This is a genomic window from uncultured Odoribacter sp., assembly GCF_937966165.1.
In the GTDB taxonomy this organism is placed as follows: domain Bacteria; phylum Bacteroidota; class Bacteroidia; order Bacteroidales; family Marinifilaceae; genus Culturomica.
On the sequence record NZ_CALCLB010000012.1, the window covers coordinates 322,027 to 338,842 of the forward strand.

Here is a 16,816-nt window from a genome sequence, read left to right on the forward strand (position 1 = left end):
AAAATATTTTATTTCCTGTTCCTTTTGTTATTTTCCCTCAGACGAATCCGGAAAAGGTCAGACAGCAGTCTGACTCAGCGCACAAATATGAATGGCATTCAGTCCCCTTTTACCCCGCTCCAAATCAAAGGTTACAATATCATTTTCAACAATATCGTCCAGTACATTATGCACATGAAAAAAATATTTGTCGGTTCCGGTCAGATCCTTGATAAATCCATAGCCTTTAGCTACATTAAAATGTTCCACACGTCCTTTCCGGACAACGGGAGCTTCTTGCTTTGGCGTTGAGACGGGTATCTCGGCTTGATTAACTTCTTCTCTTTTGCGATTCATTTCAGGAGGGGTTGAGGTAATCCGGCCGTTTTCATCAACATAAGCAATCATATCATCAAAACTATTCGCTTTACCGGATAATTTCCTTTCTTCCTTCCGGTTTTGTTTTTCTATTCTTCGGGCTTGTTTTTTCTTTTCGTTTTCTTTTTTACTAAAAGTCTGGGGTTTTGCCATGTACTATTTTTAATTTTATGTATTGTTTGTAAAAAAGCCCTGGTTGAAATCACAATCCAGGGCTCAGTAAGGTTTAAGCTGAAAATTCAGCCCTGCAGAGTTTTTTTCCTGTCAATTTTTGAATGTCATTCACCAGTTTACGTTCCTCCTGCGAGCAAAAAGTAAGGGCTGTCCCGGTATTTCCTGCCCTGCCCGTACGCCCGATACGATGGACATAAGTTTCAGGCACATCCGGCAAATCGTAATTTATTACCAGGGGCAGTTCATTGATGTCAATGCCTCTGGCTGCAATATCGGTAGCTACCATCACCCGGGTCCTGCCCGACTTGAAATTCCCTAAAGCGGATTGTCTGGCCGACTGGCTTTTGTTTCCGTGAATGGCCTGGCTTCCGATACCGGCCTTTCCCAATACCCGTACAATCCGGTCGGCATTGTGTTTGGTACGGGAAAAGATCAGTACAGACTGGCCTTTTGCCTCACGCAGTAAAGAAATCAACAAATGCCCTTTTTCCGCCTTCTCTACAAAATAGATATATTGTTCAATGGCATCCACTGCCGGAGAATCCGGGGTAATAGTGATTTTCACCGGATTTTTCAATAATGAAGCAGTCAGCGAAACAATAGTTTCCGGCAAAGTTGCTGAAAAAAACAAGGTTTGTTTCTCTTTCGGAAGCCTCGGTAATATTCGTTTGATATCATGAATAAATCCCATATCCAACATCCGGTCGGCTTCGTCGAGGACGAAATATTTCACCCGGTCCAAACGGAGATATCCCTGATTCATCAGATCGAGTAAACGTCCGGGAGTAGCTACCAGAATATCGACCCCCTTTTGTAACATATTTACCTGCGGACGTTGATTTACCCCCCCGAATATTACTCCGTGACGGATCCGGGTATAATGTGCATATTCATCAATACATTCACTGATCTGTAAAGCCAGTTCACGAGTCGGTGTCAGAATCAATGCCTTAATACTTTTACGGCCGGCCGTATCCGGCTCCAACTGTAAAAGCTGGATAATAGGAATGGCAAACGAAGCTGTTTTTCCGGTTCCGGTTTGCGCACATCCCAATACATCCCTGCGGGCCAATGCCGCAGGAATAGCTTTTTCCTGAATCGGGGTCGGTATAATATATCCTTTTTCTTTAATAGCCTTTAAAATCGGCTCAATAATATTTAATTCTTTAAATGTCATCTATTATTTATCATTATTTGCTGTCGTAAAACAGCGGTTATTTGCGTCCGGCTTTATGCCAGACGATGAGTAGCCAAAAGAAATTCGTCCTTCAAGGCGTTGACCACTTCCTTTACACTCCTTATTTTGTCTGCCAGAAAAGCATTACTGCCTGCAAAGGCATAGCCCCTTTTCATATTTCCCCTGGCTGCATTATACAACGCTTTGATAATACAATAAGGACTACGGGTATAATCACAGGTTTTAATACAATGGAAAGGACAATTTTGGGGTTTCTCCAGCCCATCCTTCACCTGCCGGATAAATTCCCCGTCAATGGCCCGTCCGGGCATCCCTACCGGACTGTCGATAATCAGCATGTCCTCGGGTTTTGAATGAATGTATACCTCTTTAAAATCAGGGGAAGCATCACATTCCAGTGTGGTGACAAAAATACTCCCCATCTGTACTGCCGAAGCTCCCAATTCCATAAACCGGGCTATGTCCTCCCCGCTAGAAATACCTCCTGCAGCAATAACCGGTATTTTTTTGGTTTCCTGGTAGCCGGCTACAGCTTTTACTACTGCCGGAATCAGCGACTCCAGAGCGTAGTTCTGATCTTCCAATTGTTCCTTTTTAAATCCCAGGTGGCCACCTGCTTTGGGCCCCTCCACCACAACGGCATCGGGCAGATAGTTGTAATTTTTCAGCCATTTCTCACAAATGATCTTTGCTGCCCTGGCTGAAGAGACTATCGGTACCAGCTTAGTCGTACTGTCCGCTGTCAGATAAGACGGCAAATCAAAAGGTAAGCCTGCACCGGAAAAAATCACATCTATTTTTTCCCGTATAGACGTACGTACCATATCGGCATAATTGGAAAGTGCTACCATAATGTTCACTCCGATTATTCCATTTGTTTTCCGGCGTGCTTTCCGGATCTCTTCTTTCAATCCCCGGATACAGTTTTGAGCGTAACCTTCTCCCCCCGGGTATAATAAACCTAGCCCGGCAGCCGATATAACCCCTATGCCGCCCTCATTCGCAACAGCCGAAGCCAATCCGGACAGTGAGATTCCTACCCCCATGCCGCCCTGTATAATAGGCAGCTTTATCTCTATATTTCCAATAAAAAATGATTTCATAACTTTTTGTATACAAAACGGTAAACAAAGAAAGCCTTCGGGCATCAGCTTTACTCAAATATCAACCGCCTGTTGAACATAAAAAATTAAACTTTTTACTCTGTTTCATTCAGAGTCCGGATTACAAAAAAGTTTAATAGATCTGTTTCTGAAATGGAAAGTTTCAGGATTGATAAGTACCTGATATTACATTGAGGAGTAAGAATAAATCGAACTTAATTGCTAAGTGTTTTACTTTATTTAGCCGGACCCGCAAATGAATCACCCGAAAAGCAAAATAAAATAATTATAAAACAGGAGAATCTCCTGTTTTATATGTTCGGAATATTAATATCGTCTGGAATTGTAATTCCTGTCACGGTATCCTCCGTTAGAAGGTCTTTCGGTACGGGGACGAGCAATACTTACTGTAATCACTTTCTTGTCGTATTCCACACCATTCAGTTCATCAATTGCCTTTTGTCCTTCTGTATCATTATTCATTTCGACAAACCCGAATCCTCTGGATCTACCGGTTTCCCTGTCTGAAATAACTTTTGCTGAAGAAACTTCTCCAAACTCTGTAAATAGCTCGTTTAAGTCTGCATCATTTGTGCCATAGCTTAAACCTGAAATGTAAATGTTCATCTGAAATAAAATAAAAATTAATACTAATTAGAGAGAGGATAATTAAAGGAGAGACTTGCTTATTAAATAAAGAAGAACTTTGTCGATAACGATTCGTAACTCTAACCGCAGACAAAGGTAATACAATAAATCAGATAAACAATATTTATTTTGTGATTTACAGATATTAAATAATAATTGTGTTTTATTTATATCTATTAATACCTAATCTTTTCCGAAAAGATTGTCTCACTTATGATGACTCGAATGTTCTTTGCCCGCCAGCTTGAATTTCCTTTTTTCACAACTTCTGCTGAACGGTAATTTCCCGTATTCATGCCGGTAACACTGCTTATCGACAAAGAGGAACGGGAGTTTTGCATTATCTTTTTCAATGCTGGACAAGGAGCTCCTGAAACCTCAGGTTATATTCGTTACCAGACCTGACTGTCTTAGCTGTAATCCGGAAATTTATGCTTTTTATAATTACAAAAAAGAATAAAGACATCCTACCCTTTTAAACAAAAACCAAAAGACACATTCCCCCGGCCCTTTAAATTATTATAACTATATTCGTAGCGAAATATGAAAGGACTGAACACCATTCAGGATTAATCCATTATTGTATGAAAGGGTATCAAAAAATATTAATGTTTTTCCTGCTGTTTTTGACAACCGACACTATGAATGCACAAAATAATAGGAGAATCCTGCTAAAACAAGGATATAATAACAATCCTGCTGTTCGTTTTGACGACATGACGATAGAACCCGTTAATCTGTATATTCAACCAAAGCCATGGAATGACCGATCTCCTCACCTGCAACTGGAAATCAGAATCACAACACCGGACACAGTACATCAATCGTTTCTGATTTATTATGAAAAAGAGGACATATTACAGCAAAATAATTTACCGCAGGCTATCGGGAAATATCTTTTTAGTCTTGAGACAGAAGAGGGTCGTGTATATTTGCGAACCGATACCTTGAAATTCGGGGACGCTTTTATAATCGATACCAGAAATAAGATGAGCGCTATCATAGACAGATTTAAAATCACTTATGATTCCGGCTGGAGTGGCAATAGTATCCAACCGGATGGCAGTTTCGGCGGTTGCATTGTCTGCCATTCATTCCGGTTATCAGAATTTGAAGATGAAAAGATCGTTATTTTCAGCTACGAGAGCACTGCCGAAAAAGGGGAACAGGCAACTGTAAGCAAATGGAAAGAGTATAAAATTGACATATTGGACAACTTCAGCGAACCTCTGAAAGTAAGGGTTACAAAAGAATAAGTCGCGGGTACAGATGACACCTTCCCCCGGCCCCGGGTGTTATTTCAATTAAAAAATATTATCTTTATCCCCTGAAATATCAAAATTTGTTTGTTCCACTCATGAAAAGCCAACGCTGTATATAGCTCTTCTTCACGAATAGTACTTATCAATCGCAAAGCTATTCAAGCAACTGACAGGTTATTCTAATCTGGCACAGCGTTTTATTATCCTGTATTTATCGTTTTCAGAAATGTATCTGTTTATTCAGGATATGTTTCTATAGATATCTGTTGAGTAATGAATTATAATTATAAACAAATCTGGCTCATCAATTTCCCGGTGATGATGAGCATCCTTACGGAACAATTAATCAATATCACGGATGCCCTATTCCTCGGGCACGTCGGCGAAACGGAACTCGGAGCATCTGCCCTGGGCGGAATTTATTACCTGGCCAGCTATATGCTCGGTTTTGGTTTCAGTACCGGACTGCAAGTTATGATTGCCCGTCGAAACGGAGAACAAAATTATAAACAGACCGGACGGACTTTTTTTCAGGGATTGTATTTCCTAGTCCTGCTAGCTATCCTGCTTTGTCTGTTTATAAACCTGCTCTCACCTTTTATACTGAAACAACTGATCTCCTCGGCTGAAATTTATCAAGCAGTCGTCGACTATCTTTACTGGAGAAGTACCGGCTTATTATTCTCGTTTCCATTTCTGGCCTTACGTGCTTTTTTGACAGGTATTACACAAACCAAAGCATTGTCTATTGCTGCCCTTTTCGCCTTCAGTATCAATATACCGCTCAATTATCTATTGATATTTATACTGGGTCAAGGTATATCGGGAGCAGCGATGGCTTCCTCCCTGTCCGAAGCAGCTTCCTTTTTCCTACTTGCCGTTTATTTATATCAGAAAACCGATCCTGCAAAATACGGTTTAAAGGCGGTTTATGAGGGCAGGCTGCTTTCAAAAATATTTCAACTGTCAGTATGGAGTATGCTGCATGCCTTTATCAGCGTTAGTCCCTGGTTTCTTTTTTTTATTGCCATAGAACACCTGGGAAAAACGGAACTAGCTGTCTCCAATATTACCCGTAGCGTTTCTACCCTGTTTTTTGTCATTGTGAACTCTTTTGCATCTACAACAGGTTCTCTCATCAGCAATCTGTTCGGTGCTAAACAGTCCCGCCAACTTTTTCCGGTCTGTCGCCGGATAGTGAAATTGGGCTATGCCGTAGGTATTCCATTAGTAATAACGGCCTTGCTTTGCCGCCGTACAATAATCCATTTCTATACCCCTAATGAAATACTGATTCAACAAGCGATTGCACCCTATAGCATCATGCTGTTGAATTACATTTTTGCCCTGCCCGCCTATGTTTATATCAATGCTGTCACAGGGACAGGGAATACGAAAATAGCCTTTCTGTTTCAAGTCCTTACAATCGTATTCTATCTTATTTATCTCTATTTTTTAAGCCAGTGGCTAAAAGCAACTTTAACTGCATATATGACTGCTGAATACCTGTTTGTCATGCTGTTGATGATCCAATCTGTGCTTTATCTTAAAAAACAATTCAAATCATGAAAAAAATTTACCCCCGTTCTCAAGACCGGCAGACTGTTTATCTGAAAGCAGTCGTAAAAGACCCTAGCATTCAGGTCGGTGACTATACCATATACAATGACTTCGTATGCGATCCCCTGCATTTTGAAAAAAATAATGTACTTTATCATTACCCCCTGCATTCAGAAAAACTGATCATCGGTAAATTTTGTTCCATTGCCTGTGGGGCAAAATTTCTATTTAACTGTGCCAACCACTCCCTGTCGTCTTTATCCTCCTATACTTTCCCGCTATTCTGGGAAGAGTGGAATTTAGAAAAAAAGAATATACTTCAAGCCTGGGATAACCGGGGAGATATTGTTATCGGCAATGACGTCTGGATTGGTTACGAAGCCGTTATTCTCTCGGGAGTACATATCGGCAATGGAGCAATCATCGGGGCAAGGGCTGTCGTTACTAAAGATGTAGAGCCTTATACCATTGCAGGAGGTGTACCTGCAAAAAAAATCAGGAAACGTTTCGATGCCAAAACAATAGCCCGTCTGGAAAATTTGCAATGGTGGAACTGGCCTGTCACTAAAATACGGGAGAATCTGCCTTTCATTCAGCAAGGAGAAATAAACAAATTAACTTAATTGAGTATTTTATAAACTTATAAAACACAAAAATATATTATACTCCTTCCCCCATATAATGAATATAGGTTTTGGCGGGAAGTAGGATACAGTCCTATCCGTCTGGGAAGAAAACAGAGGCAACCCGAACTTCCTGCATGCAGGAAACTGCTTGCTACGGATCGATAAGGACTAAATGCAGATTACATTTATAAAAACGATCCAGGTACAATAAGGGGAAACAACAAGATGTCTTTCAATCCACTTTTCACGGAGAAAAATTCATCACTCTGCTTTCAGGTAACTGAAAAGCTGGAAAAACAGCTATAAAAGTTCATCCTTTAAGTTATCCTCCTGCCGATGAACTTTTGTTTCTGTTTTCTGAAAATCACCCAACCGGGAAACAAATTGTATATTTTTTTAAATATAATTTTTGAAATAAATCTCTAATATAAATCTGATAATCAACAATATATAAATATTTTTTACTTACAGACAAATCACTAAATTCCCCCTGAACAAAAATTTACAATTAATATTCCCTTTCCCAAACGATCTCCCTGGATTATAAACGGTTTTTCAATTCCGGAGGAAGTACAGGCATTGCTCCTTTTTGCGTACAGACAAAAGCAGCAACATCTACTGCCAGATGATGAGCCTCTTCAATTGTATGTCCTTTCAAAACAGAAGCAGAAAAAGCTGCCGTAAAAGAATCTCCTGCTCCCACCGCATCTGCCACCTTTACGCACGGAGTTTCAACAAATGATACAGCCCCCGGCGTAAATACATAACTGCCATTTATCCCGCAGGTAAGTATCAGTATCTTCAGGTTATATTTGCCTAGCAGTATCCAGCATTTATCTTCCAGAGCAATGTCAGAAAAACCGAACATCTGACTCAGGAATACCAATTCTCCCGCATTCAATTTTAAAACATTACAACGGAGCAGGGAATCACAGATCACTTCTTTCGTATAAAATTCCTGACGGAGATTGACATCAAAAATCTTATACTGTCCCTCCCCGTCGGGCATTGCGTCCAAAAAATGAGTAATAGTCGTCCGTGACACCTTACTCCGTTGCGCTAATGATCCAAAACATACACAACGTGTATTATGCGCTAATTCTTCTAACGACTCTGTGTAAGGTATATTATCCCAAGCCACTCCCTCTTTGATCTCATAACAGGGTTCCCCGCGACCGTCCAATTCCACCACAACGCTCCCCGTGGGATAAGGAACCCGATCAATATGGTACTTCAATCGTTTTTCTTCAAAACCTTTTAAAATCCCGTTTCCCAGCTGATCGTTCCCAACCGCACTTACAACCCGGCTGTCCAGTCCGAATTGCGATACATGATAAGCATAATTAGCAGGCGCCCCACCGATTTTTTTCTCTTCCGGTAGTATATCCCACAGGGCTTCTCCTATCCCGATAACAATAGTATTCATATACATTTTTTAAGTTTACTAAATTTTATTTTTCATTGAATAATTCATCTCTTCCCCAATCATATATTCATCTAAAATTTTAAATGTTATATAAATGGTTCCTCTTACAAATAAAATAATCAATAAATTACTCTTACAGAAATTACAGGAATAAAATACGTCTCCCTGTAGTTGTACTCCTACTACTACTTCCTCTGTCAGGAATCGAATGCAAAGAATAAGACTGCTCTATTTTAGTTGGTTAAAGATAATTTATTTTTAATAATATCAAAAATGTCAAGCTCTTTAAAAAAACGATTTTTTTTGTTCTATACGCTATTGTTATCATTTAAGCAAACGAAGAAGAGAGAAATTACGGGAATTCTCTCTTCCAATCCGGGATTGTATAATAAGATTTCAGATCTATTGTCAGTGAACAAAAACGACTTGTATTTCCAGGTTGAACACAACGACAAATTTCAAAACTTTACAAAGAAATATTTTTCACAAAAAACCGGACGAAAAAATCTTCGCCCGGCTTTTTTATTTATCTACACTAAGGATCAACGTGCATGGTTAAATCCTCTCGGTTTCTGCGGAATCTTATTTCTCCATTGGATAGCACTATTGGTCGGCTCCATTAATTTATCCAGGATTTCGATATTACGGCGCATATCCTGCATCAGCAAATCGGCCAGATCAATGCCTGTCCCCTGACGAACCACAACCCGCATAATAACGACATCTTCCATTGCTTTGGGCATGGTATAAGCCGGAACTTGCCAGCCTTCCACATGCAATGCGTCCGACAGATCGTACAGCGTCCATTTCCGGTCCGGATCATCTTTCAATTTCCATATAAACAACGGATTTGGGTTTTCATCACTCAGGAACTCAAAAATACCCATTTCATCCAGCTGTTTTCTCAGATAAGTACATACGTCCAGGCAATTTTGCTGAATCTGTCGATATCCTTCCTTACCCAGACGCAGGAACTGGTAATACTGAGCCAATACCTGATTTCCCGGACGGGAGAAGTTAATTGAAATACTCGGAATATCTGCTCCCAAATAATTCACGGCAAAGTTCATATCCTGCGGCAAATATTGTTTATCCTTCCATACCACCCAGCCTACACCCGGGTATACCAAACCGAATTTATGACCGGAAGTACTGATAGAAAGTACCCATTTCAAACGGAAATCCCATTCTGTTTCCGGATCGATAAACGGATGTATAAAACCGCCGGTGGCTGCATCTACGTGTATGCAGATCTCCCAACCTTTTTCAGCATTCAATTTATCCAAGGCATCGTTAATGGCTTTTACGTCGTCATTCAAACCTGTAATGGTTACTCCCTGAATAGGAACGACGCAAATCGTGTTTTCATCACACATTCTGACAACATCGTCCGGATCCAGTGTTATCTTATCATAAGTTACCGGAACCATACGCATTTCTACATCCCAGTATACGGCAAACTTCTCCCATACAACTTGCATACAGCTGGAAATAATAAAATTGGGTTTATCAGTAGGCAGACCTTTTGCCCTGCGACGTTTTTGCCAGCGTTTCAAAGCGGCAATCCCTCCCAACATACAAGCTTCGGAAGAACCTACCGTACTTGTTCCGGTACAATAAGGGTCTTCAGGGGAATTCCACAATTTAGCCAAAATATTTACACAACGTCTTTCTATTTCTGCCGTTTGCGGGTATTCCGTTTTATCGATCATATTCTTATCCATATTTTCAGTCATCACCCGGCGGGCATAATCGTCCATCCAGGTTGTAACGAACGTAGCTAAATTCAAACGGGAATTCCCGTCCAGCATAGCTTCGTCATGTACCATCTGATAAGCCACTTCTCCCGGCATAGAGTTATCAGCCAACTCAAATTTCGGAGCGACCCGTGCTTCTTCAGATGTACCAAAAATAGGCGTGTTTGGATTTTCTGTCTTTTTCATAATTAATTTGGTTTAAAATATTGAAACTTAACAAAATAGTAAACAACTTCAATTGCTCGTTTTTACTTACGACACTGGCTTACTAAAGTTTCAACTCCTCACATTATTTAACTTTGAAAGACAACCTATAACCCTCTTTTAACAGCTTCTACTTTAACTTTTTAAAGGTATTCATAGTATAAATACGAATAAGGATAATCTGACAAATATGGAAAACAGTTTTATATATTTACTTGAATACAGTATTAAGGAACATTGGGAATTACCCGCATTAACGGATTATAAAGGAGTAACTTATACTTACAAAGATATTGCCCGGAAAATTGAAAAACTCCATTTGCTATTTGAAAACAGTGGGATAAAAAAAGCAGATAAAATTGCTTTATGCAGCCGGAATGCTTCTCACTGGGGAATCGCTTTTTTGGCAATAGTCACCTACGGAGCAATTGCTGTCCCGATCTTACACGAATTTAAACCCGACAATATCCATCACATTATCAATCATTCGGAATGCAAACTATTGTTTGTAGGGGATTCGGTCTGGGAAAACCTGGATCACAATCATATGCCTTATCTGGACGGGGTGATCCGCATGGAAGACTACTCCATCCGGCATGCCAATAATTCCCTGTTGACAGAAGCACGTAAAAAAGTCAATGAACTTTTCGGACAAAAATATCCGGACCGATTCACAGTTGAAGATGTAAAATATGCTCCCGACCATCCGGAAGACATTGCTCTTATCAATTATACTTCGGGCACAACCAGTGCTTCCAAAGGTGTATTACTGCCTTACCGGAGCATGTGGTCGAATTTACGTTTCGCCTTAGATAAAATGGGTTACCATCCGGGAGAAAAACTGGTGAGTATACTTACCATGGCTCATATGTATGGATTAGCTTTCGAATTTATTTATCCTTTCGCCAGTGGTACACAAGTATTTTTCCTCTCCAAGATTCCTTCTCCGCGTGTAATCAGTGAAGTATTCACCAGTATTCGTCCGAATTTGATCGTAGCCGTTCCGTTAATTATTGAGAAAATTATCCGGAAGGGAGTTTTTCCCCAAATTAACCGTCCTTCCATCCGCCTTTTCCTCCGGATTCCTTATGTAAACAAACGGATAAAGGCTTCTATCCGCCAGAAAGTACTGGACGCTTTCGGAGGACAGTTTAAACTATTAGCCGTTGGAGGAGCTGCTTTAAATCATGAAGTAGAAGCTTTTCTGGCAGACATCCGTTTCCCCTATACAGTAGGTTACGGAATGACGGAATGCGGACCCGGAATTTCTTTCGACGATTGGCTGACTTTCCGTCTCGGTTCCTGCGGAAAAGCTGTCGATCGTATAGAGATACAGATCGATTCTTCCGATCCTCACCGGATCGTAGGGGAAATCCTGGTGCGAGGCACCAATGTAATGAAAGGATATTACAAAAATCCGGAAGCAACTGCTGCTGCTTTGGATGAAGACGGCTGGTTGCATACAGGAGACCTAGGTATTCTGGACAAAGACAATTACTTGTATATCAAAGGCAGGAATAAAAATATGATATTAGGTCCCAGTGGACAAAACATATATCCGGAAGAAATCGAAGACAAATTAAATGTCATGCCTTTTGTGGCCGAATCCCTGGTCATTGAACAAGACGGAAAGTTAGTTGCCCTCATTTACCCGGACTTCGAGGCCGCGAAAGCTGCGAAACTTTCAGACGAAGCACTGACAAAACAATTGGACCACAACCGGAAACAACTCAATGAAATTCTCCCCGGATACAGCCAGATCAGCAGAATCCGCATCCGGCATGAAGAATTTGAAAAAACACCGAAAAGAAGCATAAAACGATATTTATATCAATAATTCTGAAATACAGATAAATAAGTAAAGTCAACAAAAGATTCAGTATTCTCGTCTGACTTTACTTTAATTCTATAATTTTTATTTACTTTCCTCACTTTTCTTTATCCTTCCTGTATAAAACCTAAATTTCCTGTTTTCCTTCCATATTAATGTATAAAGAGTTATATTTGAGACCGCTAAATAAATCATCATGGAAGAAAACTTTATACAATACATTGAAGAAAGTATAAAAAAGAATTGGGACAGACCTTCTCTTACCGACTTTAAGGGGGCTACTTCTTCCTATAAAGATGTCGCCCGGAAAATCGAAAAATTACATATTCTTTTTGAACATAGCGGTATTAAAAAAGGCGATAAAATTGCTTTATGCAGCCGCAATATGTCAAGCTGGGGAATCGCTTTTTTAGCCACCCTGACTTATGGGGCTGTGGCTGTTCCCATTTTAAATGAATTCAAACCGGACAATATTCACCATATTGTCAATCATTCAGAAGCCCGTCTTCTCTTTGCCGGGGATATTGTATGGGAAAATTTAGACGAAAATGCAATGCCCGGTTTGGATGGTATCCTACGTATTGAAGACTATTCTTTACGGCATTCGAATAAAAAATCCCTGACAGAAGCCCGGGAACGTTTAAATGAATTGTTCGGCAAAAAATACCCTGAACGCTTCCAGGCTGAAAACGTAAAATATGAATACGATTGTCTGGAAGACCTGGCAGTTATCAATTACACATCCGGTACAACCAGTTTTTCAAAAGGGGTCATGCTTCCCTACCGGAGTCTGTGGACGAATATGAAATTCGGTATTGAAGTATTGGGTTATAATCCGGGTGAACAAATCGTATGCATGTTACCGATGGCACACATGTACGGACTGGCCTTCGAATTTATCTATCAGTTTGTAAACGGAACGCATATTCATTTCCTTTCCCGCACTCCCTCCCCCAAAATCATCGCAGATGCTTTTGCAGAGGTAAAACCGGATTTAATTATTACCGTACCGTTAATCATCGAAAAAATTATACGGAAAAAAATATTTCCGGCCATTGAAAAGCCGCATATCCGCCTGTTAATGAATATACCGGTTATCAATGATAAAATCAGGGATACCATCCGCCAAAAACTCATGGACGCTTTGGGCGGTAAATTCAAGCAACTGATTATCGGAGGTGCAGCCTTGAATAAAGAAGTGGAAAATTTCCTGAGATCCATTCATTTTCCCTATACGGTAGGATACGGAATGACGGAATGCGGGCCTCTTTTAAGTTATGAAGACTGGAAATATTTTCGTCAGGGTTCCTGCGGGAAAGCAGTTAACCGGGTACAATTAAAAATCGATTCTGAAGATCCCCAGCATATCGTAGGAGAAATTATGGCAAAAGGGGATTGTGTTATGAAAGGGTATTATAAAAATCCGGAAGCGACAGCTGCAGCCATCGACGAGGACGGTTGGTTGCATACGGGCGATCTCGGTTTGATTGATACAGAAGGTAACCTTTTCATTAAAGGACGCAGTAAAAATATGTTATTAGGTCCCAGCGGACAAAACATATACCCGGAAGAAATCGAAGATAAACTGAATAATATGATCTATGTTACAGAATCCATTGTCATCGAACAAGAAGGAAAATTGATAGCACTTGTTTATCCCGATTTTGAAGCTGCCGGTAACGATCGCATCCATGAAAATGATTTACAGAAAATCATGGATGAAAATCTCAAACAGTTAAACCAGCAATTACCGGCCTACAGCCAAATCTCTAAAATCAAAATTTACAATGAAGAATTTGAAAAAACACCGAAAAGAAGTATAAAGCGATTTCTCTACCAATAATTCTTATATTTTACCCAAGTAAGCTTCCTCCATTTACTGAAAAAGAATTTTCTTTTTCGGTAAATGCCAGAACAAAGAAATACCTGGGTATAATTTTAAGATTCTTCTCCCCTTTCACAAAATAATTTTCAGTTTTCAATTTTCAGTTTTCAATTAATTTGTATCTTGCAAAGGCAAAATTGAAATCTGGCAAATTCTTATTCCATTTTATTAAGTATTTTAGTATAAGATATTTATATTATTACCTTTACCTTAGAGAAGCGTTTACGAATGAAAAAAAGTATAAATCGACGGGCTTATGAAAAAAAACAGTCCGAATCCGCCTTGTCATTTTTAAAAGAACCCCGTACCCGTTTTATTATGGGGATGGCTTTAATATTATTTTCCCTTTATCTATTATTTTCTTTTATCGGCTTCTTTTTTACCGGAGGAATCGATCAAAGCCTTATTGATAAAGGACTCCGGCAAATAGTCAGTAACCCGGAAATCACAGCCGGAAATCCGGCCGGTACGCTGGGAGCCTGGTGGTCGGACCTGCTGATCAACCGATGGTTTGGCATATCTTCTTTTATCTTTTGTTATCTGCTGATTCTATCTGGTATTCAAATTGCAGGGAAAAAAATTACCGCTTATCCGAAAAAGATTTTTTTCGGCATTGTGTTCATAATATGGCTCTCTTTATTTTTAGGTTATATTTCCGATTTATTTTATTCGCTGCTGGATTTAAAAAGATCTTATCTCTATCCGGGGGGAGCACACGGATATTTTGTCACTCAATGGCTTAATTCCCTGATCGGCGGAATCGGAACATTTTTCCTGCTTATACTGACTTTTGCCATTCTTCTGTTCTTCGGATTTGAAAAAGCCTTCGCTAAATGTGTCCTTTGTATCAAAAACCTTATCCCCCGAAAACCGGAAAAGGTTTCAGAAATTGCTAAAGCCGGCGAAAATACGGAAACCGATGACAACAATGAAAAGCAGAACACAACTGACCCTAAAGAAAAAAACGAAGAAAACAATATCTTCCCGCCGGTCATTACTATAGAGGAGGAGTTCAATCCCGGTAAAGACTTTATCCGGATAAAGGAAGAAACAACGGAGGATATACCGTCCTCTTCCCTTTCTACCATAGATATAGAATTCCCGACAGAACTGAATATGTTTCACAAAACTGTTCCTACGGAAGAACAACCGGAAGACTTATCTTTTAACGACCCGGGAAAAAACGGAGAAAAAGAAAATGTAGAACTCACTATTAACAACGAAAAGAAAGAGGAAACGGTCAATAAGAACCTGCAACCGGAAGAGGACTATGACCCCACTCTCGACTTATCACATTATTGTTACCCGACCCTCGACCTGCTGGAAGAACACTCTAGCGGAAACCCAAAGGTAACTCAAAATGAATTGGACGAAAATAAAAATAAAATTGTCGAAACACTCAGAAATTACAAGATTGAAATTGTCAAAATAAAAGCTACGATTGGTCCGACTGTCACCCTTTACGAAATTATTCCGGCTCCAGGCGTTAAAATTTCCAAGATCAAAAATTTGGAAGACGATATCGCATTAAGTCTTGCTGCTTTAGGTATCCGTATTATAGCCCCCATTCCCGGTGCAGGCACGATCGGTATAGAAGTCCCGAACCAAAATCCGGAAATCGTTTCCATGCGGGGAATACTGGCATCCAAAAAATTCCAGGAATCCAAATATGCCCTGCCGGTAGCTTTAGGACGTACCATCTCAAACGAAACCTATACTTTCGATCTGGCTAAAATGCCTCATTTGTTAGTAGCCGGAGCAACCGGTCAAGGTAAATCCGTGGGATTAAATGCCATCATCACTTCTCTCCTGTATAAGAAGCATCCTTCCCAGTTAAAATTTGTGATGGTCGACCCTAAAAAAGTAGAACTGAGTATCTATTCGATCATTGAAAAACATTTTCTGGCAAAACTGCCCGACGAAGAAGATGCAATTATTACGGAAACCACTAAAGTGATCAATACCCTCAATTCTCTTTGTATCGAAATGGACAACCGGTATGATCTGTTAAAAGAGGCCCAGGTCCGGAATATTAAAGAATACAATGAGAAATTTATAAAACGTCAGCTTAACCCTTCCAAAGGGCATAAATACCTGCCTTATATTGTTGTCGTCGTGGATGAATTCGCCGACCTGATTATGACTGCAGGGAAAGATGTAGAGCAGCCTATCGCCCGGATAGCCCAATTAGCACGGGCCGTAGGAATACACATGATCATTGCTACACAACGCCCTTCCACCAATATTATTACAGGTGTCATTAAAGCAAACTTTCCGGCCCGTATTGCTTTTAAAGTAGCTTCTATGATCGACTCCCGTACTATTCTGGATTCCCCCGGAGCCAACCAACTGATCGGGCGCGGAGATTTGTTAATCTCTGTAGGAAACGAAATGACGCGTGTACAATGTGCCTTTGTCGATACTCCCGAGATCGACGCTGTCACTCATTTTATAGCTTCCCAGCAATCCTATCCTTCTGCGTTTGCATTACCGGAATATATCCCCGAAAATGAGGGTAACACGAGTATTCAGGAAGCTGATCTGGGCGTAAAAGACCCTTTATTTGAAGAAGCAGCCAAACTAGTTGTCAATTCTCAGCAAGGCTCCACTTCTTCTATCCAGCGCCGCTTTTCCATCGGTTATAACCGGGCCGGACGTATTGTAGACCAGCTGGAAGCCGCCGGAATTGTCGGTCCTTTCGAAGGAAGTAAAGCCCGCCAGGTGCTGGTAGCAGACGAATATAGCCTGGAATTATTATTAAAAAACTTAGGAGATAAATTTTAAC

12 protein-coding genes are annotated in these 16,816 nt (G+C 40.2%); 6 read left to right on the plus strand and 6 right to left on the minus strand.

All coding sequences use genetic code 11. The features are described from left to right. Nucleotides 1-57: 57 nt before the first annotated feature. The 4 genes from Q0465_RS05130 to Q0465_RS05145 form a co-directional block, all read right to left on the minus strand. Entirely contained in the window at nucleotides 58-510 is a 453-nt protein-coding gene (locus Q0465_RS05130) for a cold-shock protein (protein WP_298613707.1), read from the minus strand. 73 nt (nucleotides 511-583) lie between these two features. Further along, entirely contained in the window at nucleotides 584-1,708 is a 1,125-nt protein-coding gene (locus tag Q0465_RS05135; RefSeq protein ID WP_298613709.1) for a DEAD/DEAH box helicase, read from the minus strand. A 53-nt stretch (nucleotides 1,709-1,761) separates the two neighbouring features. Beyond that, entirely contained in the window at nucleotides 1,762-2,832 is a 1,071-nt protein-coding gene (locus Q0465_RS05140) for a nitronate monooxygenase family protein (protein WP_298613711.1), read from the minus strand. Nucleotides 2,833-3,159: 327 nt separating this feature from the next. Further along, a complete protein-coding gene (locus Q0465_RS05145) occupies nucleotides 3,160-3,459 on the minus strand; it encodes an RNA-binding protein (protein ID WP_298613713.1) in 300 nt (99 codons plus the stop codon). Between the two features lie 605 nt (nucleotides 3,460-4,064). On the opposite strand from Q0465_RS05145, the gene Q0465_RS05150 reads away from it, so the two are divergent. From Q0465_RS05150 to Q0465_RS05160, 3 genes are all read left to right on the plus strand, one after another. Then, a complete protein-coding gene (locus Q0465_RS05150; RefSeq protein ID WP_298613715.1) occupies nucleotides 4,065-4,736 on the plus strand; it encodes a hypothetical protein in 672 nt (223 codons plus the stop codon). Between the two features lie 279 nt (nucleotides 4,737-5,015). Continuing rightward, nucleotides 5,016-6,311: an MATE family efflux transporter gene (locus Q0465_RS05155; RefSeq protein WP_298613717.1), complete on the plus strand. Its 1,296-nt coding sequence runs from the start codon at nucleotides 5,016-5,018 to the stop codon at nucleotides 6,309-6,311. Further along, nucleotides 6,305-6,925 (plus strand): CatB-related O-acetyltransferase, encoded by a 621-nt coding sequence (locus tag Q0465_RS05160; RefSeq protein ID WP_298613981.1) that lies wholly within the window; start codon nucleotides 6,305-6,307, stop codon nucleotides 6,923-6,925. The genes Q0465_RS05155 and Q0465_RS05160 overlap by 7 nt, the downstream gene beginning before the upstream one ends. Before the next feature lie 544 nt (nucleotides 6,926-7,469). Here Q0465_RS05160 and Q0465_RS05165 read toward each other — a convergent pair. Together Q0465_RS05165 and Q0465_RS05170 are read right to left on the minus strand one after the other, a co-directional pair. Further along, on the minus strand, nucleotides 7,470-8,354 hold the full coding sequence (locus tag Q0465_RS05165) for a carbohydrate kinase (RefSeq protein WP_298613718.1): 885 nt from the start codon (nucleotides 8,352-8,354) through the stop codon (nucleotides 7,470-7,472). Between the two features lie 542 nt (nucleotides 8,355-8,896). Next, entirely contained in the window at nucleotides 8,897-10,297 is a 1,401-nt protein-coding gene (locus Q0465_RS05170) for a glutamate decarboxylase (RefSeq protein ID WP_298613720.1), read from the minus strand. Nucleotides 10,298-10,505: 208 nt separating this feature from the next. Here Q0465_RS05170 and Q0465_RS05175 point away from each other — a divergent pair, with 208 nt between their 5' ends. The 3 genes from Q0465_RS05175 to Q0465_RS05185 all read left to right on the plus strand — a co-directional run bounded on the left by Q0465_RS05175 (nucleotide 10,506) and on the right by Q0465_RS05185 (nucleotide 16,815). After that, complete coding sequence (locus Q0465_RS05175) at nucleotides 10,506-12,152, plus strand: AMP-binding protein (protein WP_298613722.1); 1,647 nt, start codon at nucleotides 10,506-10,508, stop codon at nucleotides 12,150-12,152. Between the two features lie 190 nt (nucleotides 12,153-12,342). Then, nucleotides 12,343-13,989, plus strand: a complete 1,647-nt coding sequence (locus Q0465_RS05180; protein WP_298613724.1) for an AMP-binding protein — start codon at nucleotides 12,343-12,345, stop codon at nucleotides 13,987-13,989. Between the two features lie 270 nt (nucleotides 13,990-14,259). Next, nucleotides 14,260-16,815, plus strand: coding sequence for a DNA translocase FtsK (locus tag Q0465_RS05185; RefSeq protein ID WP_298613726.1), 2,556 nt, complete (start codon nucleotides 14,260-14,262; stop codon nucleotides 16,813-16,815). The last annotated feature ends 1 nt before the right edge of the window (nucleotide 16,816 follow it).

Coding starts and splice junctions, on each gene's coding strand:
- Q0465_RS05175 (WP_298613722.1), top strand. CDS start 10,506: ATGGAAAACAGTTTTATATATTTACTTGAATACAGTATTAAGGAACAT.
- Q0465_RS05170 (WP_298613720.1), bottom strand. CDS start 10,297: ATGAAAAAGACAGAAAATCCAAACACGCCTATTTTTGGTACATCTGAA.
- Q0465_RS05180 (WP_298613724.1), top strand. CDS start 12,343: ATGGAAGAAAACTTTATACAATACATTGAAGAAAGTATAAAAAAGAAT.
- Q0465_RS05140 (WP_298613711.1), bottom strand. CDS start 2,832: ATGAAATCATTTTTTATTGGAAATATAGAGATAAAGCTGCCTATTATA.
- Q0465_RS05150 (WP_298613715.1), top strand. CDS start 4,065: ATGAAAGGGTATCAAAAAATATTAATGTTTTTCCTGCTGTTTTTGACA.
- Q0465_RS05130 (WP_298613707.1), bottom strand. CDS start 510: ATGGCAAAACCCCAGACTTTTAGTAAAAAAGAAAACGAAAAGAAAAAA.
- Q0465_RS05145 (WP_298613713.1), bottom strand. CDS start 3,459: ATGAACATTTACATTTCAGGTTTAAGCTATGGCACAAATGATGCAGAC.
- Q0465_RS05185 (WP_298613726.1), top strand. CDS start 14,260: ATGAAAAAAAGTATAAATCGACGGGCTTATGAAAAAAAACAGTCCGAA.
- Q0465_RS05135 (WP_298613709.1), bottom strand. CDS start 1,708: ATGACATTTAAAGAATTAAATATTATTGAGCCGATTTTAAAGGCTATT.
- Q0465_RS05155 (WP_298613717.1), top strand. CDS start 5,016: ATGAATTATAATTATAAACAAATCTGGCTCATCAATTTCCCGGTGATG.
- Q0465_RS05165 (WP_298613718.1), bottom strand. CDS start 8,354: ATGAATACTATTGTTATCGGGATAGGAGAAGCCCTGTGGGATATACTA.